Here is a 26547-nt window from a genome sequence, read left to right as displayed (position 1 = left end):
CGCGACGCCCCCCCTCCCCCGCTCAGCCCGACCCCAACGGGGTTTCGCGCAGTTCCCCGCGCCCCTAAAAGCGCCCCACCGGGGACGCCCCATCAGGGGCGCGGGGAACTGCGCGACAAGCCACCACCCACCCGCACCGGAGAACAGACGTGAGGGGACCGGTTAAGGGGCGCGGGGAACTGCGCGGCAGGGCCGTGGGGGGCCCGGGTCAGAACGGGGCCGGGCCGCCGTTTGACGTCACCGCCTCGCGAACCGCACGGACGAACGATTCCGCGCGCTCACTCACGCCCCCCGATCGACAGATCACCGCCACCTCCGCAGGAGGGACATCCCGGAGAGGGACGAACGTGACGTCCGGGCGGGCGTAATACTTCTCGACCGAGGCGACGACCGGAGAGATCCCCTGCCCCGTCCCCACCAGCATCATCAGCTCCTGGAACGTCGCCACCGCCCGCCCCCGCCCGATCTCCCGCCCCGACGGTGTCACCCGAGGCACATGAAAGTCCCACCAGTACGCGGGCGCCCCGTTCACCACACCGAAGAACGTCTCCCCCGCCAGCTCCTCCAGGGAGACGGAGACCCGCCCGGCCAGCGGATGCCGCAACGGCACCGCGAGCACCCGCTGTTCGTTGATCACGACGGGCCCCACCGTGAGGTCCGGCTCCTCCACCGGCAGGCAGGTGAAGAGCAGCTCGACCTCGCCTGAGCGCAACGCGCCCAGCGGATCCCGGAACTGTGTCTCCCGCATCCGCACCTCCACCCCAGGACACCGCTCCCGGAACACGTCGAGGATCGGCCCAGTGAGGGTCCCCGCCCCGGACCCGAGGAACCCCACGTGCAACTCCCCCTCCACGCCCCGCGCAGCGGATTTCGCACGGGCCACCGCCGCGTCCATCTCCTGGTGCAGCGGCGCCAGATCCTCGTACAACTGGCGCCCCAGCGGCGACATCCGCACTACCCGGCTGGTGCGCTCGAAGAGCGGGGCGCCGATCTTGCGCTCCAGCTTCTTCAGCGTCTGACTGACCCGGGCCTGGGAGAGAAGCAGGCGTTCGGCGGTGCGGCCGAAATGTAGCTCCTCGGCCAGGGTCAAGAAGGTCTCCAGCTCTTGCCGCTCCACCACATACCCCCCGGTACTCCCTGTCATACCCACTGTGACCTGCATCGATAAGCGCGACCGCGTCGATCGTTTCACGGATCGCCGTTGATGGGCGGTCGCGATCGGCGGATCTTTGAGGAGCCAGGACGCCCCCTCTCAACCAACAGGAACCCGTGATGATGTCGCGTGCCCGCACCTCCCTCGTCGCCACCGCCGCCGCCCTCGCCCTGACCGCCGGTCTCGCCGTCACCGGCGCCCAGGCCACCCCCGACCGCCATGAGGGCGGTAAACGCGGGGGCGGGAAGACGGCCGCCGCCGACTGGACCGGGGCCTGGGCCGCCTCCCCGCAGCGCCCCAGCACTGGGTTCAAGCCCAACTGGTCGGAGGCGGGCTTCGACGGCCAGACCCTGCGCCAGGTCGTCCGCGTCACCGAAGGCGGCGACAGAGCACGCATCCGGCTCTCCAACGCGTACGGGACCTCGCCGCTACGGATCGCGGGCGCCACCGTCGCCCGTACGGAGACCCGTACAAAGACCCATACGAAGACCCATACAACGAAGGGCGCGTCAGCCTCCGTTCAAATGGGCTCCGTGCGGCGGCTCACCTTTGGTGGGAAGCGAGCCGTCACCATCCCCACCCACGGCCAACTGTCCAGTGACGCGGCCGTGTTGGACCTCGACGCCTTCGAGTCCGTCACCGTCACCCTGCACCTCGCGGGGACCACCGGGCCCGCCACCTTCCACGCCCAGTCCTTCGCGACCAGCTACCGCGCGGACGGCGACCACACCGGCGACACCGGCGGCCGGGCCTTCGGCGAGTCGACGGAGTCCTGGTACTACCTGGCGGGCGTGGACGTGGGCGGCAAGGAGGACCGGCGGCGCGACGGCATCGCCCTCTTCGGCGACTCCACCACCGACGGCTTCGCCTCCTCCACCGACCGCAACCGCCGCTGGTCCGACGCCCTCGCCGAGCGTCTCGCCGAGTCCGGCGACCGCCGCCCCGTCCTCAACGCCGGAATCGGCGGCAACCTCGTCCTCAATGACTCGGCCTGGTACGGCGAGAAGAGCGCCAACCGGTTCGAGCGGGACGCCCTCGACCTGCCCGGCGTCGGTACGGTCGTCGTCCTCGAGGGCCTCAACGACATCGGCTTCAGCGAGACGGACCAGCCCACCTACAAGCCCGCCCCGGTCGTCTCCGCCCGTGAACTCATCAACGGGCATCGGGAGTTGATACGGCAGGCCCGCGCCAAGGGCGTCAAGGTCGTCGGCGCCACACTGCTCCCGCTCGGCGGCTCCGACCACTACGGCAAGCACGCGGCGGCCGTAAGCGACGCGTTCAACCACTGGGTGCGCACGTCCGGCGAGTACGACGCGTACGTCGACTTCGACAAGGCCCTCGCCGACCCGAAGGACCCGGAGCGCCTCGCCCCCGCGTACGACAGCGGCGACCACCTGCACCCGAACGACACCGGCTACCGCGCCATGGCCCACGCGGTCGAACTGGGCACGCTGTGAGCGCCGTCGGCGTCGGGGACCACGACTCTCCTGTGCGTAGTCACTCTGTTGTGTAGTAGCGGTAGAAGGTCACCGCGAACACAGCGGCGGACACCACGAGCGCCATCACCACCGACCGCAGCACGGTGGCGCCCGTGAGGCTGTAGAGGAAGCCGAACGCGACCCCCGCGAACGCCATCCAGGACAGGGCGCGCAGCTCGCGGGGGAGCGTGGGCGCCACCCGGTGCAGGACGAAGAAGACGGCGGCAAAGATGAGGCCGGTGACGACGCCGAACATGACGTTGCCGGTGGTGATCGGTCCGCCGTCGCGCCGGATGCCGGATGTCCAGATGCCGTAGACGATGCCCAGGAGCAGGGGGAGGCCCGCCCAGAGGGCGCTCGTGCCGGTGGCCCGGGAGCCGGGGGCGGTGTAGACGGGGGCGGCGTGTGCCATGACGGGTCCTTCCGTAGGGGCTTCCTCGGGGACGCTGCGTTACGTCAGTGGTTGTGGTTCTGGTTGTGGTTGTGGTTCTGGTGGTCGCACGGGTCCTGGTGGCAGTCCCGGTCGCGCCACTGCGGGCACGGGTCCGCGGAGGGGCAGGCGGGCACGTGGCGACCGCCCGTATCGACGTAGGCGGCGCTCACCCAGCCGCGGACGCCTTCCAGCCAGTACCAGTGCGGGTCGCCGTGCACGGTGGTACCGGAGACGGCGCATTTCACGCGGTCCTGGCTGCCGTAGGGCAGCTTCGCGAGGATCTCGCCGTGGGTGCTCGGCTCGTCCCTGACCTTCAGGTCGGGCCCGGAGACGACGGTGCCCCAGATGACGCCGTCGTCGTTGTGCGTGGCTGCGGTGGCTGCGGTGGCTGCGGTGGCTGCGGTGGCTGTGGTTGCCGCTGTGGCTGTGGTTGCCGCTGTAGCTGCGGTGGCGGTTCCGGCCGTCAGCAGGGCCGCGGCGGCCACCGCCCCCAGGCTCAGAGCGATTCGCATGATCGACCTCCTCGCCCCCTCATCCAGGAAACACCCGTTCGGCCCAGCGCTCCACTTGGACCCGCCGTCCCGGCCCGACGCCGTTGCCCCATATGCAGTCGCCCCGGTCGCGCGCCGAGGGGCCGGGGCCTTGCCTTGATCTCGTGCCGAACAGCGTCCGCCGTGTCCCTCGTACGTCCTCCCGCCCCCGAACCCCGCTCCCCGCCGCGCTCCCCGCCGCACTGTCCGCAGTGCTCTCCGCCGTGCTCCTCGTCCTCGCCTGCCTCCTCGTCCCGGTCAGCGCGCTCTCCGCGTGGGCGAAGTTCGAGATCGGCGACCGGGACAGCTACGTCGCCACGATGGCGCCGCTGGCCTCCGACCCCGCGGTGCGCACGGCGGTGGCGGACGAGGTCACCGGCTCGGTGATGAAGGAGATCGACGTGGGCCCGCTGCAGGGCACGGTCGAGTCGTTCGTACGCGACGCGGTGCGGTCGTTCACCGAGACGGCGGCGTTCAAGACGGCCTGGAACGCGGCGAACCGCGCGGCGCACGACGCGGTGCAGTCCGAGCTGAACCACGACGACAACGGCGAGGTCACCATCGACCTCGCCCCCATCACCCAGCAGATCAAGCAGCAACTACAGGACGACGGCGTGCCGTTCGCGTCGAAGATCCCGGTGAAGCACACCGAGGTCACGGTCCTGCGGTCGGAGGACCTGGGCTGGCTGTGGCGGAGCTTCCACGCGCTGCAGGTGGCCGGTGTCTGGCCCGCGGTGGCGGCGGCCGTACTCGCCGTCGCCGGTGTCCTGCTCGCCGCCCGCCGCCGCCGGGCACTCCTCGCGACCGCGCTCGGGATGGCGCTGGGGGCCGCCGCCCTGCTCGCCGCCGTGGCGATCGGCCGCGCCGCCACCCTCGACGACCTGCCGTCCGACCTCTCGCGGAACGCGGCGGGCGCGGTCTACGACGCCCTCACCCAGACCCTGCGGGTCACCGCCTGGATCATCGTCGCGGCGACCCTCGTCATCGCCCTCGTCACCTGGCTCTTCCCCCGGCTGCGCCGCAGTCTTCCGCGCGGCCGTGAACCGGACCCCACCGGCACCCGTCCTGTCTGAGGGAGGATGCGCGCAGCAAGAACGAGGACGCGACGCGCGCAGCACGACCCGACGACGAAAGGCCGGTCCCTTGAACACCACGACCGTCATCCGTGACGCCGAGCACGCAGACGACGGGGACGACGGAGACGGCGGGAATGAGGCGGGCCGGGGCGGGAGCAGGGGCGGGCGGCGGCGGGTGCGCCGGGTCGCCGCGTGGGGCGCCGGGCTGCTCCTTGCCGGGGTCAGTGCCGTTCTCGGGTTCCGGATCGCTGACTCCGACGGGTTCACGCCCGTCCCGCAGGTGCTCGCCTTCCTGCCCTGGCTGCTCGCGCCCGCCGGTGCCGCCCTGCTGCTCGCCGTGCTCGGCCGGTGGCGGACCGGGATGCTGTGGAGCGTCGTCGTGCTCGGTCTCCTCGCCTGGTACACGGACCCCTACGGGAACACCGACGCACCGGACGGGCCCGCCGTGGCCGAGCTGCGCGTCCTGACGTCGAACGTCGAATTCGGCGGGGGTACGGAGGGGCTGCTCAAGGCCGTCCGCAAGGAGCGGCCCGACCTCCTGTTCGTCGAGGAGTGCGACCTCGGCTGCTCCGCCCTCCTGCGCAAGGAGCTGCCGCACGCCGACTACCCCTACCGCGAGGCCGTCGAGGCGACCGGTGCCGAGGGCTCGGTCATCCTCGCCAAGGTGCCGCTGAAGAGCGCGCCCGGCGTCGAGGGCACGCTCGGCATGCCGGGCGCCGTCGCCGACGTACGGGGTCACTCGGTCCGCGTCCAGCTGGCGCACCCCATGCCGCCGGTGCCCCGCGGGGTCGGCCTGTGGCGCTCCGAGATGCGGGACCTGCGGGACTACGCCGCCGCCGGGGACGGGGAGCCCACCATCGTCGCCGGGGACTTCAACGCCACCCAGGACCACGCCGCCTTCCGTTCGATCCTGGACACGGGGCTGCGCGACGCCGCCAGGATCGCCGGGACCCCGCGCGCCCCGAGCTGGCCCGCCGCCGCGCCCGCGCCGCTCGGTGCGCAGATCGACCATGTCCTCGCCACGCCGGACTTCGCGGCCCGTGACGCCCGCTTCCTGGACATCGGCAACACCGACCACCGGGCCCTCGCCGTCACTCTGATCCTCCACAAAGCCGAAACCGAAGCCGAAACCGAAGCCGAAGCCGAAGCCGAAACAGAGCGTTGATCCTCCGGCCAGGGCACGTCACGTAAAGCGCCGATAATGGACGCATGCCCCGAGAGCCCCGCCCGCCCCGTCAGGTCTCACTGAGCCCGCTCACCCCACCCGACTGGCTGGTCAGGTCCCTCAAACCGCAGTCCGCGCCCATCCCCTGGGCGGCCGTGGCCCGTGCCTCCGTGGCGATGGCGCTCCCCCTCGCCCTCGGCATCCTCGCCGGACAGCCCTCCTACGGAGCGCTCGCCTCCATGGGCGCCCTCTCCGGAGTCATCGGCGACACCGCCGACGCCTACCGGATGCGGATCTTCAACATCGCCGTGCCCCAGCTCTTCGGCGCCCTCGGCGTCACCCTCGGCTCGCTCGTCTTCGGGCACGGCTGGGTCGCGGTCGGCGCGGTCACCTTCGTCGCGCTCGTCTCCGGGATGATGTCGACGATCGGCGCCGTCGCCTCCGTGTCGGGCCTCCTGCTCCTGCTCAACTCCGTGGTCGGCGCGGGGCTGCCCATGCCGGGGCAGTGGTGGCTCGCCCCGCTCCTCATGACCGGCGGCGGACTCCTCGTCCTCACCCTCGCCCTGCTCGCCTGGCCGCTGCGCTCCGGCGTCCCCGAGCGCGCCGCGGTCGCCGCCTCCTACCGCTCGGTGGCCGCGCTGCTCGACGCGGCGGGCACGGACGCGTACGGCGAGGCGCGTACCGCCGTGACGGCCGCCCTGAACCAGAGCTACGACCTCGTCCTCGCCCGGCGCACCCGCGACCACGGCCGCAACCCCGAACTGGTGCGCCTTGTCGCCCAGTTGAACGCCCTCACCCCGGTCATCGAAGCGGCCCCCGCCGCCGACCAGGCCGCCCGGCACGCCTGCGTACGGCTACCGGCTGAGGTGCCGGACGCGATCCGCGCGCTGGCCGAGGCGGTCGAGCTGGGGTTCGGGGATACCGGCGGCGGCGCGGCCGGGGGGCCCGTGCGCGCCGCCGCCCGTATCCCCGAACCCCAGGACCACGCCACCCGCGCCCTCGACCACGCCGTACTGCACGCCGCGGAGACCCTGGCGGACCCCGACCCGCTCGGCGTCATCGAGACCGAGGACCGCCTCGGCCGCCCCGCCGCCCTCCGCGTCCGCGCCCGGCGCGCCGCCCGCAACGTCGTCCTCTCCAGCACCTCCTGGCGCTACGGCCTGCGCCTCGCCCTCTGCATCGGCATCGCCCAGGCCCTGGTCTCGCTCATCGACGTCCCCAGGTCGTACTGGGTGGCGCTCACCGTCACCTTCGTCCTCAAGCCCGACTTCGGCTCGGTCTTCTCCCGCGCGGTCCTGCGCGCGCTCGGCACCGCGGCGGGTCTTGTCGTGGCCGCCGCGGTCCTCGCCGAAGTCCCGCACGGCTGGTGGGACGTCCCCGTGATGATGCTGCTCGCCCCGCTCATCCCGGCCCTCACCACCCGCGGCTACGGCTACCAGACCGCAGCCATCACCCCCGTCATCCTGCTGCTCTCCGACATCCTCAACCACCAGGGCCTCGGCCTCGTCGTGCCGCGTCTCGTCGACAGCCTCATCGGCTGCGGCATCGCGCTCGTCGCGGGCTATCTGCTCTGGCCGGAGAGCTGGGGCACGCGGATCGGCGACCGCCTCGCCGACGCGGTCGCGGACACGGCGCGGTACGTGGAGTGCGCGTTCGGCACCGACGGCGATCCCGCCGCCCGCGCCCGCATGCGCCGCGGCCTCTACCGCGACCTGTCCGTCATCCGCTCCGAGTTCCAACGCGCCCTGACCGAGCCCCCGCCCACCGGCACGCGCGCGGCGGCCTGGTGGCCCCTGGTCGTAGCCGTGGAACGCATCCTGGACGCCACGACCGCGGCCAGAGTCCGCATCCGGCACGGCGCGGATGCTCCCGCGGGGGAGGAGGTGGCCGAAGTCGCGTACGAACTCCACGCCTTGGCGACCCGCCTGCGCACGTCAGTCCACCTGGAAAAGGGCCACACAAACTTCAGGACCGACAACAAGACCAGCGTCCTGGAACCCCTACGCCAGGAAATCAACGCGGCAAGATCCCTGACATCCACGCCCACGGAGCCCCCCTAAAAACCACGGGAAACACCGCAGCCCTCCAGGGCCGCGAGGAACGGCGCAGCCCTCCAGGGGCGCGGGGAACTGCGCAATCTTTCAGGGGCGCGAGGAACGGCGCAATCTTTCAGGGGCGCGGGGAACGGCGCAATCCTTCAGGGGTGCGAGGAACCGCGCAATCTTTAGGGGCGCGGGGAACTGCGCAATCCTTCAGGGGCGCGGGGAACTGCGCAAAAAGGGGGCGCGGGGAACTGCGCGACCAGCCACAGCCGGCCCGCAGGCCCCCGCACCCGTAAATCCCGTCACAGCACGCGCTAGCGCCAGCGCTAGCGCCCCGCGTCCACCTTGTGCAGCGCCTTGGCGAGCCCATTGGCCCACAGCTGCTCGACCTGCGCCCGCTCAGCCGAATCCGGCTGGGAGTTGGTGCAGGAGGGGCCGGGACCGCCACCGGACATCAGCTGGCTGCACGGCCCGTCATACGTGTCGGGAAGCCCGAGCACATGCCCGGTCTCATGCGTCGTGACCCGAGTCGAGTCGTACTCCTTGTTCTGCGCGTAGTCCAGGAAGACATAACCATTGCCGTGCCCGTCAGAGCTGGCGTACGAGCCGCGCGCGTCATTGCCCTCGCGGTACTCGAAGCTCGCACCCGACGTCCCCGCCTGGAGCTTGACGTTGGAGACCGCGCCGTTCCAGATGGACGCGGAGCTGGCTATCTGCTGGGCGAAGGTGGGGGCTCCGGACGCGTCGTAGACGACGGTCACGGACTTCGCGCCGGGGTGTGCCGCACGCTTCTCGGCGACCGCCTTCACGACGGCCTCGAAGAACGCCTTGTTGTTCTTGGCCTCCGCGGCCGAGCCCTGGTACTGGGAGTACGAGGACGTGGCAGCCGTGGTCGACGCCATGTCGTGCGTGGCGGTCGACGCGGAGGCGGAGGTCGCGCCGAGGCCGGTGACGGCGAGGCCGAGGACGGCGGCGACAGACAGGTAACGCTTGTTCATGTGTGGGGGGCTCCTACTCGTTCCACGACCGCGTGGGGGCGATCGATGAAAGGTGAACGGTTCGGTACCGGTGAGTGTCGGGGAGCGTGGGGCGCGTGGGAATGATGGCAACTCGCGATAGCACGGGGCTATCACCCGGTCCCGGCCTGCCCAGAACGGCCGGTTCTCATGGGGTTTGAGCGTCTGGTGCGACGGCCGTACCGCCTCTACGCTCACGGCCATGGAGCTCGAGGTCAGACACCTCCGCGCGCTGTGCGCCATCGCCGACACCGGCAGTCTGCACAAGGCGGCGCGCCAGCTCGGCATGAGCCAGCCGTCGTTGACGACCCAGCTGCGCCGCATCGAGCACGCGCTCGGCGGCCAGCTCTTCTCCCGTGAGCGCACCGGCTGCCGCCCCACCCAGCTCGGCCGGGTCGTGCTCAGCCGCGCCCGCCCCCTCGTCACGGAGATGCGGGCGCTGGTCGCGGAGACCAAGGCGGCCGCCGCCCGCGCCGCCGAGGGACCGCAGTTGCGCATCGGCTCCACCGCGAGCCGCGCCATACCGGGCTGGCTGCGCAGGCTGCGGTCGCGCCTGCCCGGGACCGAGATGTCGCTCCAGATGGACGTGTCCGCGAACGCGCTGCTTCGCATGGTGGAGACCGGCCAGCTCGACATCGCCTTCGTGCACGAGGTGGAGGGTTGCCCGCTGCGCGTGCCCGAGGCCCTGCGAAGACGGGTCCTGCTCGACCGGGAGCCGCAGTTCGTCTCCCTCGCCGCGGACCATCCCGCGGCGCACCGGCCCGTCGTACGCCTCTCCGACCTGGCGGACGACCGCTGGATGGTGGACCCCACGGTCGACGGCGAGTGGGACGGCCTGCGCCGCGTCCTGACCTCGGCCGGTCTCAACCCCCGCGTCCTGCACGGCGATTACCTGACCGCGGCGTCCCTCGTCGCCACCGGCGAGGTCGTGGCGCTCTGCCAGCCGACCTCGCGCGGCAGGACCGACATGGCCGTACGCCCCCTGCACGGCGACCCCCTCGGCGTGCGCCTCATCCTGGTGGCCCGCACGGAGGAGGAGCTCGACGCGGTCTACGGCGAGCTGGAGGCCGCGTACTGGGAGGCCGCGCGCCAGGCGACCGCTTACACGGAGTGGCTGCTGCGGGCGGGCGACACCCGGGGAAGCGCGGGCGGGACGTTGGTCCCGGCCAGCCGGTGACCTTCGGCCGCACCCCGTCTGACCTGCGCTTTTACTTGTTTTACGGTACTGGGTCCCGCCATGAGGCCACTTGTTACCTTTCCGACGGATGACACACACATCGCACCCGTAACTTCATGTCTGTCGCCACCGCAAAGGGGCACAAAAACGGACAGCTCGATCTGTAGCTCTGTAGCCACGAGAGAAGCCACATCATGCGCGCCACTCGCCGTACCTTCCGTACCGCCGCCATCGCCACCGGAGCCATCGCCGCGCTGGCCGTCCCGACCACGGCCGCGTTCGCCGCGGACGCGCCGTCGACGCCGCAGGGCCAGGTCGCGCAGGACGACCAGCCGGGCAAGGACCAGGACCAGGACCAGGGCCAGGACAAGTCCACGGACGAGACCGGGAAGAAGGACGACACCGGTCAGGACAAGTCCACGGACAAGGCCAAGGCCAAGGACACAGACAAGGACGCGGACAACGACGCGGACAAGGACAAGCCCGTCCCCGGTGGCTGGGAGTCCAAGGGCACCACCAACCTCGGCCACGGCTGGTCCGCCAAGGTCGACGTCAACGCCTCCGCCCGTACCGCCAAGGCGACGATCACCAAGGACGGCGCGGCCAAGGGCTCCCTCACCGCATACGAGAAGTCCGCCACCACCAGCATCGACGGCAGCACCTTCACCCTCTCCCCCGACGGCACAGTCACTGCCAAGATCGTGGAGAAGGACAGGGACAAGGACAAGGACAAGCCCGTCCCCGGTGGCTGGGAGTCCAAGGGCACCACCAACCTCGGCCACGGCTGGTCCGCCAAGGTCGACGTCAACGCCTCTGCCCGCACCGCCAAGGCCGCCATCTCACTGAACGGCAAAGCCAAGGGCTCCCTCACCGCATACGAGAAGTCCGCCACCACGAAGATCGACGGCAACACCTTCACCCTCACGCCCAGCGGCGCCGTCACCATGCAAACCAAGCCCACCCCGCCGAAGCCGAAGCCGCAGCCGAAGCCGAAGCCGAAGCCCCAGCCCGCGCACGACACGCACCGCGGCTCGGACCGGACCGTCCCGAGGGGTGGCGTCAAGGCCGGCGCCGACGGCGTCAAGCCCGCTTCCGACGACGCCCCGCTGATCGCCGCGGGCGGCGGCATGGCAGCCGTCGGCGCGGCCGGTCTTGGCTTCGCGCTGTACCGCCGCAAGCAGAACGGCTGACGGCTGACGGCTGACGGCAGTACGTGAAGGGGCGCCCCGCGGACAGCGGAGCGCCCCTTCATATACGGACGTACCTACTCACGTACGTACGCTGCTCAGACGCCTATGTCGCGGCCGTCCTCGCGCCACACCGAGACGACCGACGGCCGGACGATCTTGCCGGGCCCGTCCGGCCAGGCGCTCGCGGGCTTCTCCACGGACGCCCCGTCGACCTCGCCCGGGTGCTGCACGGAGACGAGCACCCGCCGGTCCTGTACGAGCGGCCCGCAGGTCTCCGCCCCCGTCGGCATGGTCAGGAACTGCTTGAGCTCACCGCGCCGGTCTCCGCGCGTGGCGACGCCGAACAGGCCGTCGTGCGAGCCGAGTTGGTTGCCGTCGGTGGATATCCACAGGTTCCCGTGCGGATCGAAGGCGACGTTGTCCGGGCAGGAGATCGGCGAGACCCGCTCCTTGGGGAAGCCCGCGAAGTACGTCGAGGGGTCGTTCGGGTCACCGGCGACCAGGAACAGCGACCAGGCGAAGGTGGTCGCCTCGGCCCGGTTGCGGCGCTCGGTCAGCTCCAGGATCTGCCCGTGCTTGTTGAGGTTGCGCGGGTTCGCCTCGTCGGCACCGGCCTTGCCCGCCTTGCCTCGGTCGGAGTTGTTCGTCAGCGCGACATACACCTTGCCGGTGTGCGGCGACGGCTCGATGTCCTCGGGCCGGTCCATCTTGGTCGCCCCGACCTTGTCACCGGCGAGGCGCGTGAAGACGTACACCTCTTCGGCCGTCATGCCCTCGACGTGCGAGACGGCTTTCCCGCCGGGCCCGGCGGTGGCGAGCGGGATCCACTGCCCGCTCCCGTCGAACTCGCCGTCCTCCGGCAGCGTTCCCTTGCCGTCGATCTCGTCGGCCGGGGAGTCACCGCTCAGCCTGGCGACGTACAGGGTCCCCTCGTCGAGCAGGCTCAGGTTGTGCTCGTGCGCGGCCCTCGACGTCCCCTTGGCGACCCGCTTGCTGCTGACGAACTTGTAGAAGTAGTCGAACTTCTCGTCGTCGCCCATGTAGACCACCGGACGGCCGTCGTGCGTGAGGCGCGGCTGTGCCGCCTCGTGCTTGAAGCGGCCGAGCGCGGTGCGCTTGCGCGGGGTGGACTCCGGGTCGTACGGGTCGAGTTCGACGACCCAGCCGAACCGGTTGGCCTCGTTGGGCTCCTGGGCGAGGTCGAAGCGCCGGTCGAACCGCTCCCACTTGCGCTCGGAGGCGGCGCCGGTCACGCCGTAGCGCTTGAGGCGGGCGGCGGTCGTCGGGTCCGTCACCTTCTCCGCGTTGCCGAAGTACTGGTTGAAGTTCTCCTCGCCGTGCAGCGTGGTGCCCCACGGGGTGGTGCCGCCCGAGCAGTTGTTGAGGGTGCCGAGAACGGTGGTGCCGCGCGGGTCCGCCTTCGTACGGACGAGGGGGCTGCCCGCCACCGGCCCGGAGAGGCGGAGGCGGCTGGTGGCGGTGAGGCGCCGGTTGAGCTGGTGCCGGGAGACGGCGCGGAGCTTGCCGCTCCGCCTCTCGCCCTCGACCACGACGACGGAGAGGCCGTGGGCCGCCCAGGCGATCTCGACCTGCTCGCGGGTCGGGTTCTCGGGGTCGTACCCCTTGAACATCAGGATCTCGTCCGTGTACTCGTGGTTGGCGACGAGGACCTGGCGGCCGTGCTCACGGCGGAGCGGCAGCAGGCTCAGGAAGTCGTTGTTGTAGCCGAACTGCCCGGCCTGCGCCTCGGCGCTCTGCTTCGCCGCGTCGAAGGCGGGCGCGCCGCGCAGGATGGGCTCGCCCCAGCGGATGACGACGTTCTGCTCGTACCCGGCGGGGACCGTGACGGCGTCGGCGGTGTTGGGCGCGACGGGCGCGAACCTCAGCCCGCGCGCTCCCTTGCTCGGACGGCCACCCGGACGGCCATCCGGGCGGCCACCCGTACGGTCCGTGGGTGCGGCGGCGACAGCCTCCGGGGCGCCCGGACCTGCCATGACGGCACCGCCCGCGGCGGTGGCGACCGTGACGACTGCGGCGGCGCGCAGCATCGAACGGCGGCTGAGGGCACCGGCTATGACGTCGCCGACGTACGCGTTGTCGCTGGTGTTGGGCACCTCGCCGAAGCACGCGTCCCCACAGCGGAAGCGGCAGGTCAGGGCGGAACGGCCGCCGCTCCCCTGATGCGAGGTGATGATCGGCAGCAGTGTGCGCACGGGTCCTCCGTCGTTGTGGCGTGCTCGTGGACATGGCTTGATTCCGCCGTGAGGCTAGGCGCGGGTTCCGGCAGGGCGGCGGCCTGCGGGTGAACGGGCGGTGAATCCGTGGCGCCGGGGAGGGAGTTGCGGGGCCGCGGCGCGGGGCCGGGACGTGGGCCGGGACCGGCAGGTGGTGCGGGCGGGTGACGGAGGGCGACCCTGCCCAAGATCACGTACGGCGGCGGCTAACCTTACGTGTCCGCCCTGGCCAGGGATTATCGGGAATCAACTCACGCGAAGGGTTGCGCACATGGGCATTCTGAACCGCCTGCGGAACGCGTTCGGACGATCACGCAAGGAGAGCGTTCCGGAGGCTCGGGAGCCTGAGCGTGCGACTGCGCCGGAGCAGAAGGCGACGCCGCCGGAGACGGTGACACTGCCGTCCCCCTCCTCCGAGCCGATCCCGGACCCGCCCCGCAAGGCCTCGGTCCCCTCCCCCAGCCAGGAGCCGTCGCCCTCAGCGGTGGACGACTTGGTGGCAGCGGCCTTCGACAACGTCACGGTGCCGCCGCAATCCGCAGAGCCGAAGGCTGAGCAAACCCCAGAGACCGAGCCCGAGCCGAAGGCCGAGCAGACCCTAGAGGCCGAGCCCGAGCCGAAGGCTGACGCCAGCGCTGACACTGCCGAGCCGAAGGCCGAGCAGACTGCTCCCGCTCCCGCCGACGCCGAGGCCGAAGCCGCTACCGCTGTGGGCAAACGTCCCGCAGGGCGGGACGGGTGGGCACAGCCCCCGGTGCCGGGCAGCGATGAAGACGGCGTCCCTGAGTCCGAGCCGAAGGCTGAGCTGACCCCGGAGGTCGAGCCCGAGCCGAAGGCTCAGCTGACCCCGGAGGCCGAGCCCGAGCCCGAGCCGGAGGCTGAGCCCAGCCCGGAGGCCGAGCCCGAGCCGAAGGCTGACGTCGCGGAGACGGAGACCCCCACCACCCCCACCGCCCCCGCCCCCGCCCCCGCGAGGCCCGCCGTCCCCGGCACCCGCGTACGGTCCAAAGCCCCGGGGCTGGCAAACGCCTACAAGGCCGCCGCCACCGCCTTGAAGAAGAACGACCTCACCGGCACCCGAGCCCCCGTCTACCTCGTCCTCGACCGCTCCGGCTCCATGCGCCCGTACTACAAGGACGGCTCCGCCCAGAGCCTCGGCGAGCAGGTCCTCGCACTCGCCGCGCACACGGACCCCGAGGCCACCGTCCACGTCGTCTTCTTCTCGACGGACATCGACGGCACCGGCACGCTCACGCTCCCCGAGTACGAGGGCCGCATCGACGAGCTGCACGCGGCGGCGGGCCGCCTGGGCCGCACCAGTTACCACCGCGCGATCGAAGAGGTCGTGGCGCACTACGAGAAGTCGGACCACGTGGGCGAGCCCGCCCTCGTGATCTTCCAGACGGACGGCGCCCCCGACGCGAAGGGCCCGGCGACCCAGGCCCTGACGGAAGCCGCCGCGCACCCGCTCTTCTTCCAGTTCATCGCGTTCGGCGAGCACGAGAACAAGGCCTTCGACTACCTCCGCAAGCTGAAGGCGGACAACGCGGCCTTCTTCCACGCGGGCCCGGCCCCCCGCGAGCTCACGGACAAGGAGCTCTACGAGGGCCTCCTGGCGAACTGGCGCCCGTAACCCCAGAGACCGAGCACAGCGGGCCGTGGAACATTTCCACGGCCCGCTTCCGCATCCCCATAGCACCAACCACCGCCCCCTACCTATGGTGTTGACACCTTCCAACACAGGCCGACCAGGGGGAACGGAACGCCATGACGGACGAATCGGATACCGAGGACTGGCTCGACCTCGCCGCCGCCCTTGACCTGCTCCGCACCCAGGTCGCCGAGTCCCAGCGCCGCGCCCGCACCGCGGACATCCGCTTCGACGTCGGCGAGATCACCGTCGACTTCGAGCTGGAGCTCCACCGCACCCGCTCCGCAGGCGGCGGCCTGCGTTTCGCCGTCGTCCAGGCGGAAGGCCGCGGGGAGCGTGCCCGCAGGACCACCCAGCGCGTCAGCCTCACCCTGAAACCGCGCGGCCGTAACGCCGGGGACGTCGCCATCGGCGACTGGGAGGAGTAGCCGGGAGTGGACGTCGACCGCGTCGTACGGATCGTCCCGCGAGAGCCCACGCCCACCCTCGGCAGCCCCCGCAGCCCCCGCAGCCCCCTCAGCCCCGGCGCCCCCGCCCGCCCCGGCCCCTCAGGCACCGGCTACCTCATAGCCCCCCGCCTCGTCCTCACAGCCGCCCACCTCGTCCCAGAGGGCACAGCCGGTGCGACCGGTGCGGCCACCCCCTACGTAGCCACAGCCGGTGCCCCGCACGCCTCCCCGACCCCGTACGCCACAACGCTGCGCTGGACCACCGCCCACACCACCGCCCACGCCACCGCCCCCACCAACGGCCCGCTCGACGGCGGCCCCGACGCCGCCCTCCTGGAGATCACCGACCCGGCCTGGCAGCCACCCGCTTCCTTCCTCGGCCGGGCAGGGCGCCGCCCGCAGCGCTGGGGCCGCCTGGTCACCGACACCATGGGCCAGCCCGTCTGCTGCCACGGCTTCGCCCGCGTGCAGCGCGACGCATGGGGCGGCGCACGGGGTGGCGCATGGGGCGACGCACGGGGTGGCGCCCGTCTCGAACAGCTCTCCGCCCGCATCAACCCGCTCAGCGGCTTCCCGGCCCGGCGGTACGAACTGACCGGCGCCACCGGCCCGTTCGGCGCCGCCCGCGACGCGGACTCGCCCTGGGCCGGTCTGTCGGGCGCCGCGGTCTTCACCGCGGAGCCCACCCGCACCCCCGGCGAACTCTCCCCCGGCGAACTGCTCCTGGGCGTCGTCCGCGCGGACCGGGGCGCCGCGACCGGCGTACGGCTCGCGGTGACCCGGACCGAGGACCTGCTCGCCGACCCCACGTTCCGGGCCGTCGTCCGCGAACACAACGCGGGCCTGCCACCCGAACCGGAGGCCGCGGAACTCGCGGGCCTGCTCGCCCCCGTAGCCGCCCAGCGCGACCTGAAGTCACCGCTGACGGTGCTGCGCGCGGATGTGGAGGCGGTCGCGTTCAGGGGGCGCGAGGAGGAGTTGGGGGAGCTGCGGCGCTGGTGCGTGGCGGACGACTCCGTGCACCAGGTGGCCACGCTGGTGGGCCCTGGCGGCCAGGGGAAGTCCCGTATCGCGCGCGAACTGGCCGCCGGGCTGCGGGGCGAGGGCTGGGTGGCGGGCCGGCTGCGGCACGAGACGGTGCGGGGCGGCGGGGGCGTCACCGCGGCCGACACGGCCGACGTCCTGCGGCCGCTGCACGGCGTCGTACACCCGACGCTGATCATCGTCGACTACGCCGAGACCCGGCCCGACCTCGTCCGCCATCTGATCGGCCTCGCCGACAGCGCCCGCGACCGGTTCCGCGTCCTGCTGCTCGCCCGGTCCGTCGGCGCGTGGGTGGACACCGCGCTCGGCCGTTCCGCTCTGGCGTACGGCATGCGGGACAGCACGCCGGAGTTCGTCCTTCGCCCCCTCTACACGGCGCCGGGCCCGGCCGCCAAGGCGTTCCGTTTCGCCCTGACCGACCTGGCGCAGGTCCTTGGCCAGGTGCCGTCCGGCGCGCACCGCCACGGTGACGTGAACTGGTCCGAACTGGCCGCGCGCATCCCCACCCCGCCCCTCAACGACGGCCGCGAGACCCCGCTCTCCTTACAGATGCGGGCCCTCGAAGCGCTGCTCGGCCACGCGGCGGGCGACCCCGTGCGCACCACGAGCCGCAGCTCCGTGGAGCCCGCCCTCCTCGACCACGAGGCGTCCTACTGGTCGAGCACCGCCGCCGCCCTCGGCTTCGACGCCGACCACGACGTGGACGACGCCCGGCTGCTGCGCCGCGCGGTCGCCGCCGCCACCCTGTGCGGGGCCGTCGACCGCGCGGAGGGCCGCGCGACGCTCGCCCGGCTGCCCCACCCGGGCCCGGTCCCCGTCGACAAGCTCGACCGCTGGCTCGGCACGCTCTATCCGGCGGCACGGGACCGCCACTGGGGCACGCTGCACCCCGACCGGGTGGCGGAGTTCCAGGCGTCCGCGGAGGTCGTCGAGGACCCGGGACTGCTGCCCGCGCTGCTCGACGGCGCCTCCGACGAGCAGTGGACCAACGCCTTCACCGTGCTGACCCGCGCGGTCGTCGCCCACACCAACGAGTCCCGCCCCGGCGCGGCCCGCGCCGTCCTCGCCCTGCTGGACGACGTCCTCGACCACATCGCCACGGCACCGGTGGGTCTCGCGGCGCTCCGCGCCTGCTCGGAGGCGCTGCCCAGCGACTCGCACGTCCTGACCCGGCTCGCCCTGCGGGTGGCCGAGGCTCTCGTGGAGCGGCACGCACGCCCCGTAGCGGCGGACGGCCCGCACGGAGCGCGGGGGCCCACCGATGCCGAGCGCGCCGGTGATCTCCACAACCTCGCCCACCATCTGCGGGTCACGTCGCACTGGGCGGGCGCCGTGCAGGCCTCCGAGACCGCACTGAACCTGCGCAGGAGCCTGGCGCGCCAGGACGCGGAGACGTACGAGTCCGATCTCGCGGCGAGCTACGAGCGGTCCGCGCGGGCCCTCTCCCAGGTGGAGATGACCGTGGCTCGTCACCGCATCGACCGGGCCCTGCTCATCCAGCGCCGCCTCCACCACGAGGATCCGGAACAGCACCGCCTCCAGCTGGTGCGCTGCCTGCGCACCGCCTCCTACATCCAGTGGTACGCGGGCGACCGTGCGGAGTCCGCCCGTCTCGACGAGGAGGCCGCCGCGATCGGCCGCCTCCTCGAAGCCTCCGAGCCGGGCCGCCACCTGGGACTGCTCGCCCACATCCTGGACAGCCAGAGCATCAACCACTGGCACGCCAAACGGTTCCCCGACGCCATCCGCATCACCGACGAATCCCTGCGCCTCCTCGGCGAGCAGATGGCCGTCAACCCCGACGCCCACGCGCCCGCCTACGCCGCCGCCCTCCACTCCCAGGCCCTCAACTACGACAGCACGGACCGCACGGCCGAGGCGGTCGCCCTGTGCCGCCGTTCGGTGGAGATCTACCGCCCGTGCGCGGCGGACCACCCCGAGATGTACGCGCGCCTGCTGGCCCAGGCCCTGCACAATCTGGGGCTCATGGAGGACGACGAGGGCGACCGGGCCGCGGCGCTCGGCCACCTGCGGGAGGCCGCCGCCATCCGCAAGGGCCTCCTTTCCCGCTCGCCCGAGATCCGCCACGCACGGGCGGTCAGGGCGTCGTCGTACTCGCTGGGCCGCCTGCTGATGAACGACGACGCGCTTCCCGAAGCCCTCGTGGCGCTCCAGGAGGCCGTGGCGACCCAGCGGACGGTGCTCGAAGCGGAACCCGGGCCTGAGACGTATGCCGAGCTCGCCGGGGACCTGGAGCTGCTCGGCCGGTGCCACGAACTCCACTCCCTCACCTTCCCCACCGCGGACACCGCGGACACCGCGGACACCGCGGACACCGCGGACACCGCGCAGAACGCGCAGAACGCGCAGAACGCGCAGAACGCGCAGGACGCGCTGACGGCCGCGACGGCGGCGCTGCGGGAGAGCATGACGCTGTACCGCACGGCCGCGGCCGGTTCGCCCGACCCCGAGACGTACGACGACGACCTGTGGGTCTCCGTCGACGGCCTCGCCCGCTGCTACCGGCAGGCAGGCCACACGGAGCCGCGGCGCGTCCTCCTGCGCGCGGCCCTGCCCATGCTGCGCCGCCGCGCGGCCCAGGAACCCGGCAGGCGCTCCGCCCTCGCCTCCTGCCTCGCGGACCTGGGCGAGGCCTACCAGGACACCACGTACCGGCGCCGGGGCATGGCCCTCCTCGAAGAGGCGGTCGCACTGGAGGAGACGCTCGCGCGGGAGGCCGGGCCAAAGGCTCCCGTAGCGAGCCTGCGCGCCTACCTGGTGCGGCTGCGCGGGGCCCAGTTCCAGCTCCACGAGTACGCCGGGGCCGCGCGCACCGCCGAGCGGGTCGTCCCCCTCGTCCGCCACGAGCAGGAGACGACCCCGGCCGCGGCGCCGCCGCTCGGACCGGAGATCGTGCAGCTCGCCCGCGCGTACTCCCATACGGGCCGTTACGCGGACGCCGAACGGCTGGCGGCCGAGGGGGTCGCGGTGGCGCGCCGTGAGGCGGTCGCCGCGGAGCCTGCGGACAACATCACCGCCACGCTGCTGCGCCAGGCGGAGACCCTCCTGGAGTGCGCCCGCCGCACCGGGAGCATGCGGGCCGCCCGCGCGGCGCTCGCCCCGGCCCGGGAGGCCCTGGCCGTCGTGCGCGGGAAGTGGACCGCCGACCCCGACGGCCACGCGTGGGAGCTGCGGGATTCCGCGCGCTGCCTCGCGGACGTGCTCGACGCGCTGGGCCGCAGCGCGGAGGCGGCGGACGTACGCAACCGCCTGGCACCACCACCGCGGCGGGACCATGCCTCGCGGAACCATCCATCGACGACGGGAGACACCGTATGACCTCGGAAGGCCACCGAACCGCGACGGACGAGCAGGACCTCACGGACGAGCAGGACCTCACGGACGAGCAGACCATCAAGGACGACGAGAGACGGGCCACGCTCGTCTTCCCCTCCGTCGAGGCCTTCGTGACCGAGTACGTCGTCCACCTCGTCCAGCGCCGCACCGACGACGGAAGCCACGTCTGGTGCCCGTCCTGGTGGGCCCATGCCGAGGCCATCGCCCGTCTCACCGCCCTCTGGCGGGCCTTCGAGTACCTCAGCCGCGACTCGGCGCTCGGCATGACCAACTGGTGGCTGCACCACGCCGACCCCCACCTGGCCGTCCTCCTCAGCCCCTACGGCCCCTTCCACGCCTGCGGATCGGACCTCGGCCACCAGAACACCCACCCCCTCCCGGTGTACCCGGCGCCTCCCGGCACGTTCGACCACCCGGCCTTCGTGCTCCGCGACGACGACCCCTTCCCCGACACCCCGCTGAACCTGCCCACCTCGTGAGACGCCCCCGGGACCGCTCCCCGCACCCCCGTAAACCGATGTGAGTCGATCTCCATCAGGCCGTTAGGATTTCGACCATGGCGGCCACTGGATCCGAGAAGCAGGGAGCGGACGAGAACGCGAAGGCGTTCTACGTCTCGACCCCCATCTACTACGTAAACGACGCTCCTCACCTGGGCCACGCCTACACGACCGTTGCAGGGGACGTGCTCACGCGCTGGCACCGTCAGCGCGGCGAGAAGGTGTGGTACCTCACCGGCACGGACGAGCACGGTCAGAAGATCATGCGCACGGCCGAGGCGAACGACGTCACCCCCCAGGAGTGGTGCGACAAGCTCGTCACCGAGGCCTGGAAGCCCCTCTGGGAGCACCTGAACATCGCGAACGACGACTTCATCCGCACCACGGAGAAGCGTCACACGGACCGCGTGCAGGAGTTCGTCCAGGATCTCTACGAGAAGGGCGAGATCTACAAGGGCGGATACGAGGGCCCGTACTGCGTGGGCTGCGAGGAGTACAAGCTCCCCGGCGACCTGATCGACGGCGAGGGCGAGTTCTCCGGACAGAAGCTCTGCCCGATCCACAAGAAGCCGGTGGAACTCCTCCAGGAGGAGAACTACTTCTTCAAGCTGAGCGAGTACGGCGACAAGCTCCTCGCCCTGTACGAGGCGAACCCGGGCTTCATCCAGCCGGAGTCGGCCCGCAACGAGGTCGTGAACTTCGTCAAGCAGGGCCTGCAGGACCTGTCGATCTCGCGGTCCACCTTCGACTGGGGCGTCCCCGTCCCCTGGGACGACAAGCACGTCATCTACGTGTGGGTCGACGCGCTCCTGAACTACGCGACGGCCGTCGGCTACGGCGCGAACCAGGAGAAGTTCGACTCGACCTTCCCCGCGAACGTGCACCTCGTCGGCAAGGACATCCTCCGCTTCCACGCGGTGATCTGGCCCGCGATGCTGCTCGCGCAGGGCCTGCCGGTGCCGGGTCGCGTGGCCGCGAACGGCTGGCTGATGGTCGGCGGCGAGAAGATGTCGAAGTCGAACCTGACGGGCATCAAGCCGCAGGACCTGACCTCCCACTTCGGCGTGGACGCGTACCGCTGGTACTTCCTGCGGGCGATCGCGTTCGGCAGCGACGGCTCGTTCTCCTGGGAGGACTTCTCCGCGCGCTACACCTCCGAGCTCGCCAACGACTACGGCAACCTCGCCTCGCGCCTGGCCGCGATGGTCGGCAAGTACTTCGGCGGCGAACTGCCCGCGGCCACGGCGTCCGGCGACGCCGAGCAGGCGGTCAAGGACGGCCTCGCCAAGGCCGTCACGGAGGCCGACCGGAAGATCGGCGAGGAGCTGGACTTCCAGGGCGGCATCCTGGCGATCTTCGACTTCGTGAAGCAGGTCAACGGCTACATCACGGAGCAGGAGCCGTGGAAGGTGGCGAAGGACGACTCGGAGTCGGGCAAGGCCCGCCTCGCGACGATCCTCTACACCGCCGCGGAGTCGCTGCGCGCCGTAGCGGTCCTCCTGAACCCGATCATGCCGGAGACCTCTCAGAAGCTCTGGGAATCCCTCGGCGCGGAAGCGTCCCTGGGCGCGCTCGCCGACCAGCGGCTCCACACCGCGGCCACCTGGGGCACGCTCCCCGTCGGCACGACGGTGACGAAGGGCGCGGTGCTCTTCCCCCGCCTGGAGGAGAAGCCGGCGGCGTAGCGCTCGCGCAGCGGTCCCGGTCCCGCCCCCTGTTTTCAGGGGGTCGGGCACCGGGACCGGCCCGGTACGTCAGGCTCCGCCACCGTCGAACAGATCGTCCGCCCCTGCGGCGTGGACCGCCCGCTCCGACCAGACCTTGAGCTGCTCCAGGTCGGTGCACGCGGTGACCCGCGCACGGACGGCAGGAGGCACGTCGATGCCCCGCCAGGACAGAATGTTCAGGACCGCTTCGGCCCGTTCCTCGGCCCGCCCCTCTTCTCGCCCCTCTTCTCGCCCCTCGACCCGGCCCTCTTCCCGCTCCTTCTCCGCGAACGGGTGGTCGAAGAAGTACTTGGTCGCCGTCATCAGTTCCTCCCAGATCTCCTTCAGCTGATCAACGAGCTACGCGGCGCCGAGTTCGCACCAGACGTACTTACCGGCGTCGGTGGTCTCGGGATGCCACCCCCACCCGTCCGCGCAGGCCCGCACGAGATCGAGGCCCCGGCCCTGCTCGGCGCTCTCGTCGGCGGGGCATGGGGGCGGGGCCGGTGGCGTGGGGTCGGCGTCCCACGCCCCGACCCGGAGGACCCCGTCGGCGTACCGGACGCGGAGGGCGGCGGGGCCCTTGGTGTGACGTACGGCGTTGGAGACCAGCTCCGTGGCCAACAGCTCGGCCATGTCGCCGAGTTGCGGAAGACAGTGCAGCGTGAGGATGAGGCGGAGGGCGCGGCGGCAGATCGTGACGGCGCGGAGGTCGTGGGGGATGTACAGGGTGTACTCCCAGGGTTCACTTGCAGGCATGCGAGAACTCCTTTAGGCGGAAGGGGAGTTACCGGGCGCGGCGGGGTCTGGGCGGTGGCAGTGGCACCCTCGTCATGGCGTGACGGGGTGATGCGCTTCCGGGGCCCCGATTCTCGCAGCGTGTGCGACGCGTCACTGACAGTAGGGTAGAAATTACTACCCCTGCAAGACGGTCGCGTAATCTGACACCCGAAAGGGGTGGCTCAACCACACCTGGCATCAAAGTTGTTGAGGAGATCAGGCCGAATGACGATGCGGCACGAGCCCACCGCCCGCCAGGTACGCCTGGGCACGGAACTGCGCCGACTGCGCGAAGCCGCAGGCATGTCGGCCAAGGAAGTCGCGGGACTGATCGGCTCCAGCTCGGCCCACATGAGCCAGATCGAGGCAGGCAGCTCCGGCATCAGCGAGGACCGACTGCGCAGGTTGGCGGCACATTGCGCCTGCCGGGACGATGGGCTGATCAACGCGTTGGTGGCGATGTCCACCGATCGCACACGCGGGTGGTGGGAGGAGTACCGAGGCGTACTGCCTTCGCCCTTCCTGGATCTATCCGAACTCGATCACCACGCGACGTTCCGGCGCGACGCAGCGGTGATCCACATTCCGGGACTCCTTCAGACAGAGCCCTACGCCCGCGAACTGTTCTCCTACATGACGCCAGAGCTCCCCGAAACGGAACTTCAGCTGATGGTGAGCCATCGCATGAGGCGCCGAGTAGTCATCGAGAGGCCGAACCCCATCGCGTACGAAGCCGTGATCCACGAGGCTGCGCTGCGCATCAGGGTCGGCGACCGAACCGCATCGGTAAAGCAACTCGCCCGCGTACTCGAGCTGTCCGAGGCAGAACACGTGACCGTACGGGTCATCCCATTCAGCTTGGACAGCTTCGCAGGTGCCGGCAGCACGATGGTGTACGTCGGCGGGCCGGTACCGCGACTGGACACTGTCGTACGTGACGCCCCGCACGGAACCGGCTTCATCGATGCCCCGGCCCAACTGGACCACTTTCGAACGCTCTTCCGTAAAGTGGAGGCAGTGTCACTCGACCCCACAGAGTCGCGTGACTTCATTCACCGGATGTCCAAGGAACTATGAGGTGACGTCATGACCACCCTCGCCAACTGGCAGAAGTCGTCCTTCTCCGGCGGCGGTGTGGGTAACGACTGCGTGGAACTGGCCAGCACCGGAACGCACATCCACCTCCGCGAGAGCGACACCCCCACCGAGGAAGTGCGGACATCCCCCACCGCACTGATCGGTCTCCTCCGCACCCTCAAGGCCGTAAGCGAGAGGGGAGCCCCACGGACCAGGCCCACGCGGCTGCGCGAACGTGAGGCATGAGCATGACCCAGGCCGCCCGCTGGCAGAAGTCGTCCTTCTCCGGTGGAGGCGACGGCAACACTTGCGTGGAACTGGCCACCAGCGGCAGCGCCATACATCTCCGCGAAAGCGACGCACCCACCACCGAACTCACCACCACATCTGCCACCCTGTCGAACCTCATACACACCCTCAAGGCCGTCGGCGAGGGATGGACCCCACCGACCGGCGCCGACGGCGCGGCCACAGCGAACTCCGCTCCGCGTTCATCCATGTACTCTGCGTGATGACTCGCTTCTTCCCCGCAGCAAGGAGAACGCTTCATGGCCACTGACCTCTTGACCCGCAAGATCACCCGGCACTTCGACCTGATCGACACCAACGGCGACGGCAAGATCAGCCAGGAGGACTTTGATCTGATCGTCTCCCGCATGGGACAGGAGTTCGCCCAGGCTCCGGAAGCACCCAAGTACCGTGCGCTCAAGGACGCTTACCAGGCGCTGTGGGAGGGCATGCGGCAGGCCCTCGACACCGATGGCGACGGTTCGGTCAGCCGCGAGGAGTACGTGACCGGGCTGCGGTCCGATGCCGCGACCGGCGACGGGTACCGGCAGCACATCCAGCCGGTGGCCAAGGCGATCATCGACCTGTGCGACACCAACGGCGACGGCAAACTGGACGGCGCGGAGCTGGCCAAGGCGCACAACGGCCTGGGCATGGGCGACTCGGACCACGAGGCCGCCATGGCGCGCATCGACCTCGACGGTGATGGCTACGTCACCGAGGCCGAACTGGCCAAGGCCATCGAGGAGTTCTTCCTGAGCGAGGACGCGAACGCCGGGGGCAACCACCTGTTCGGCAAGATCTGACCCACCGGGCCCGGCTGTGCTGCCATCCGCTCAAGGAGGCAGCACACCCAGGCCTCAGAGCCTGTGTCATAACCCCGGCCGGGTGGTCGCCGCCTGGCCGGGGTTATGACACAGGCTCTCAGTGCTTCACGGCCTGTCCGCCAGGAGTTCGCGGACCAGGCCGCGCTGCCACTTGCCACTGGTGGTACGGGGCAGCCAGCCGGGGCGCAGGGGGTGGACGTGCACCGACGCCGTGCCCAGGTGTTCGCAGATCGTCCGGTGTACCTGCCCGGCCACTCTGTCGGAGTCGCTGCCGGGGGCGATCTCCACCGCGACGGTGAGGCGCTCACCGGCGGTGTCCGCGTAGGCGACGCACCGCCCCCGGTGCACGCCGGGCAGTTCACGGGTGAGGCTCTCGGCGTCCTCGGGGAAGTGGTTCTGCCCGTTCACAATGATCATTTCCTTGCGGCGGCCGGTGACGAACAGGTCACCGTCGAGTTGGAGCCCGAGGTCGCCGGTGCGCAGCCAGGGCCCGTCGAAAGCTTCGGCGGTGGCGGCGGGGGCTCCGTAGTAGCCGGTGGTGACCGCAGGGCCGGAGATCTGGATCTCGCCCAACTGACCCGGCCCGCATGTCACACCGGCGGGGTCCACCAGCCGCAGCCGCATTCCGAGCACCGGTCGGCCGACGCTGACCAGTGGTTTCGCCAGCGGGTGGTCCGAAGGAACTTCGACGGCGAGCCCGTCGTCGGACAGGCGCCGGCGGTCCAGGTGGACGAGGCGCGGCGCGATGCCCGGGGTGGGGAAGGTGATGGCCAAGGTGGCCTCAGCCATGCCGTACACCGGGTACATCGTCGACGGGGCGACGCCCGCAGCCGCCATCCGCGTGGTGAAGGAGTCGACGGTGGCGGCCTGGACCGGCTCGGCGCCGTTGAAGGCGAGCCGCCACCGCGACAGGTCCAGCTCCGCCGTCAGCTCAGGCGTGGCCGCGGCCGCGAGCCGCTGGTACGAGAAGTCCGGCCCGGTCAGCATGGTGGCGCCGGTCTCGGCGAGCAGCCGCAGGACCTTGCCGGGCCGCCGTACGAAATCCAGCGGCGAAATCACGTGCACGCTGCCGCCCGCGAAGAGGACGGCCAACGGGCCGAACAGGCCCATGTCGTGGAAGTGGGGCACCCAGGTCACCATCACGTCGTCAGGGCCCATCTCCGCGGAGGTGGCGATGGCCCGCAGCCCGGCCAGGACGGTGGAGTGCGAGAGCATCACTCCCTTGGGGGCGGAGGTGCTGCCCGAGGTGAACTGGACCACCGCGAGATCCTCCGGTGAGACCCGCGGCAGTCGCCCTGAAGGGGAGGGGGAGGGGGAGGGGGAGGGGGAGGGGGATCGCGGCGGCCACCAGCCACCCCGACCTGGTCTGGGCGT

General features: G+C 71.3%; 23 protein-coding genes. 15 read left to right on the top strand and 8 right to left on the bottom strand.

Features of this window, described 5'->3' with window-relative positions:
* Window positions 1-208: 208 nt before the first annotated feature.
* Window positions 209-1120 carry a LysR family transcriptional regulator gene (locus ABZ953_RS35055; RefSeq protein ID WP_361732797.1) on the bottom strand — a complete coding sequence of 304 codons (912 nt, stop codon included), beginning with the start codon at window positions 1118-1120 and terminating at the stop codon, window positions 209-211.
* 152 nt (window positions 1121-1272) lie between these two features.
* Between ABZ953_RS35055 and ABZ953_RS35050 the strand changes: the two genes are divergently transcribed.
* A complete protein-coding gene (locus ABZ953_RS35050; protein ID WP_361732795.1) occupies window positions 1273-2610 on the top strand; it encodes an SGNH/GDSL hydrolase family protein in 1338 nt (445 codons plus the stop codon).
* Between the two features lie 40 nt (window positions 2611-2650).
* On the opposite strand, the gene ABZ953_RS35045 is transcribed toward ABZ953_RS35050, so the two are convergent.
* On the bottom strand, window positions 2651-3043 hold the full coding sequence (locus ABZ953_RS35045; protein ID WP_361732793.1) for a hypothetical protein: 393 nt from the start codon (window positions 3041-3043) through the stop codon (window positions 2651-2653).
* A gap of 44 nt (window positions 3044-3087) precedes the next feature.
* Window positions 3088-3576, bottom strand: a complete 489-nt coding sequence (locus ABZ953_RS35040) for an SH3 domain-containing protein (protein ID WP_361732792.1) — start codon at window positions 3574-3576, stop codon at window positions 3088-3090.
* A 143-nt stretch (window positions 3577-3719) separates the two neighbouring features.
* Between ABZ953_RS35040 and ABZ953_RS35035 the strand changes: the two genes are divergently transcribed.
* The 3 genes from ABZ953_RS35035 to ABZ953_RS35025 all read left to right on the top strand — a co-directional run bounded on the left by ABZ953_RS35035 (window position 3720) and on the right by ABZ953_RS35025 (window position 7895).
* Window positions 3720-4667 (top strand): hypothetical protein, encoded by a 948-nt coding sequence (locus tag ABZ953_RS35035; RefSeq protein WP_361732790.1) that lies wholly within the window; start codon window positions 3720-3722, stop codon window positions 4665-4667.
* A gap of 178 nt (window positions 4668-4845) precedes the next feature.
* Window positions 4846-5835: an endonuclease/exonuclease/phosphatase family protein gene (locus ABZ953_RS35030; protein ID WP_361732881.1), complete on the top strand. Its 990-nt coding sequence runs from the start codon at window positions 4846-4848 to the stop codon at window positions 5833-5835.
* Window positions 5836-5879: 44 nt separating this feature from the next.
* Window positions 5880-7895 (top strand): FUSC family protein, encoded by a 2016-nt coding sequence (locus tag ABZ953_RS35025; RefSeq protein ID WP_361732788.1) that lies wholly within the window; start codon window positions 5880-5882, stop codon window positions 7893-7895.
* A 308-nt stretch (window positions 7896-8203) separates the two neighbouring features.
* Here ABZ953_RS35025 and snpA read toward each other — a convergent pair whose 3' ends face one another.
* Window positions 8204-8875 carry a snapalysin gene (gene snpA / locus ABZ953_RS35020; protein WP_361732786.1) on the bottom strand — a complete coding sequence of 224 codons (672 nt, stop codon included), beginning with the start codon at window positions 8873-8875 and terminating at the stop codon, window positions 8204-8206.
* A gap of 220 nt (window positions 8876-9095) precedes the next feature.
* On the opposite strand from snpA, the gene ABZ953_RS35015 reads away from it, so the two are divergent.
* The gene (locus ABZ953_RS35015; RefSeq protein WP_361732784.1) at window positions 9096-10070 is read left to right on the top strand and encodes a LysR family transcriptional regulator; all 975 of its coding nucleotides are present in this window, start codon (window positions 9096-9098) and stop codon (window positions 10068-10070) included.
* A 194-nt stretch (window positions 10071-10264) separates the two neighbouring features.
* Window positions 10265-11260 carry a hypothetical protein gene (locus tag ABZ953_RS35010; RefSeq protein ID WP_361732782.1) on the top strand — a complete coding sequence of 332 codons (996 nt, stop codon included), beginning with the start codon at window positions 10265-10267 and terminating at the stop codon, window positions 11258-11260.
* A 95-nt stretch (window positions 11261-11355) separates the two neighbouring features.
* Here the strand turns inward: ABZ953_RS35010 and ABZ953_RS35005 are convergent, their stop codons facing one another.
* The gene (locus ABZ953_RS35005) at window positions 11356-13473 is read right to left on the bottom strand and encodes a PhoX family protein (RefSeq protein ID WP_361732780.1); all 2118 of its coding nucleotides are present in this window, start codon (window positions 13471-13473) and stop codon (window positions 11356-11358) included.
* A 292-nt stretch (window positions 13474-13765) separates the two neighbouring features.
* Here ABZ953_RS35005 and ABZ953_RS35000 point away from each other — a divergent pair, with 292 nt between their 5' ends.
* The 5 genes from ABZ953_RS35000 (at window position 13766) to metG (ending at window position 22180) form a co-directional block, all read left to right on the top strand.
* Window positions 13766-15127 carry a VWA domain-containing protein gene (locus ABZ953_RS35000; protein ID WP_361732778.1) on the top strand — a complete coding sequence of 454 codons (1362 nt, stop codon included), beginning with the start codon at window positions 13766-13768 and terminating at the stop codon, window positions 15125-15127.
* 134 nt (window positions 15128-15261) lie between these two features.
* Window positions 15262-15573, top strand: coding sequence for a trypco2 family protein (locus ABZ953_RS34995; protein WP_361732776.1), 312 nt, complete (start codon window positions 15262-15264; stop codon window positions 15571-15573).
* Between the two features lie 6 nt (window positions 15574-15579).
* Entirely contained in the window at window positions 15580-19977 is a 4398-nt protein-coding gene (locus ABZ953_RS34990) for a tetratricopeptide repeat protein (protein ID WP_361732774.1), read from the top strand.
* On the top strand, window positions 19974-20474 hold the full coding sequence (locus ABZ953_RS34985; RefSeq protein ID WP_361732772.1) for a DUF4913 domain-containing protein: 501 nt from the start codon (window positions 19974-19976) through the stop codon (window positions 20472-20474). The genes ABZ953_RS34990 and ABZ953_RS34985 overlap by 4 nt, the downstream gene beginning before the upstream one ends.
* 77 nt (window positions 20475-20551) lie before the next feature.
* Entirely contained in the window at window positions 20552-22180 is a 1629-nt protein-coding gene (gene metG / locus ABZ953_RS34980; protein WP_361732770.1) for a methionine--tRNA ligase, read from the top strand.
* A 69-nt stretch (window positions 22181-22249) separates the two neighbouring features.
* Here the strand turns inward: metG and ABZ953_RS34975 are convergent, their stop codons facing one another.
* Window positions 22250-22525 (bottom strand): hypothetical protein, encoded by a 276-nt coding sequence (locus ABZ953_RS34975; RefSeq protein ID WP_361732768.1) that lies wholly within the window; start codon window positions 22523-22525, stop codon window positions 22250-22252.
* Window positions 22526-22561: 36 nt separating this feature from the next.
* A complete protein-coding gene (locus ABZ953_RS34970; protein ID WP_361732766.1) occupies window positions 22562-22960 on the bottom strand; it encodes an ATP-binding protein in 399 nt (132 codons plus the stop codon).
* A 246-nt stretch (window positions 22961-23206) separates the two neighbouring features.
* Between ABZ953_RS34970 and ABZ953_RS34965 the strand changes: the two genes are divergently transcribed.
* From ABZ953_RS34965 to ABZ953_RS34950, 4 genes are read left to right on the top strand one after another with little or no spacing between them, the layout of a single operon-like run.
* Window positions 23207-24058, top strand: coding sequence for a helix-turn-helix transcriptional regulator (locus tag ABZ953_RS34965; RefSeq protein WP_361732765.1), 852 nt, complete (start codon window positions 23207-23209; stop codon window positions 24056-24058).
* A gap of 9 nt (window positions 24059-24067) precedes the next feature.
* Window positions 24068-24304: a DUF397 domain-containing protein gene (locus ABZ953_RS34960; protein ID WP_361732763.1), complete on the top strand. Its 237-nt coding sequence runs from the start codon at window positions 24068-24070 to the stop codon at window positions 24302-24304.
* Entirely contained in the window at window positions 24301-24570 is a 270-nt protein-coding gene (locus tag ABZ953_RS34955) for a DUF397 domain-containing protein (RefSeq protein WP_361732761.1), read from the top strand. Before ABZ953_RS34960 ends, ABZ953_RS34955 begins: the two co-directional genes overlap by 4 nt.
* A 36-nt stretch (window positions 24571-24606) precedes the next feature.
* On the top strand, window positions 24607-25152 hold the full coding sequence (locus tag ABZ953_RS34950; RefSeq protein ID WP_361732759.1) for an EF-hand domain-containing protein: 546 nt from the start codon (window positions 24607-24609) through the stop codon (window positions 25150-25152).
* Window positions 25153-25278: 126 nt separating this feature from the next.
* Here the strand turns inward: ABZ953_RS34950 and ABZ953_RS34945 are convergent, their stop codons facing one another.
* Window positions 25279-26463 carry an AMP-binding protein gene (locus tag ABZ953_RS34945; protein WP_361732879.1) on the bottom strand — a complete coding sequence of 395 codons (1185 nt, stop codon included), beginning with the start codon at window positions 26461-26463 and terminating at the stop codon, window positions 25279-25281.
* Window positions 26464-26547: the final 84 nt, after the last annotated feature.

The organism is Streptomyces sp. NPDC046465 (assembly GCF_040646035.1).
Taxonomy (GTDB): domain Bacteria; phylum Actinomycetota; class Actinomycetes; order Streptomycetales; family Streptomycetaceae; genus Streptomyces.
This window is presented reverse-complemented; position numbering and strand designations above follow the sequence as displayed.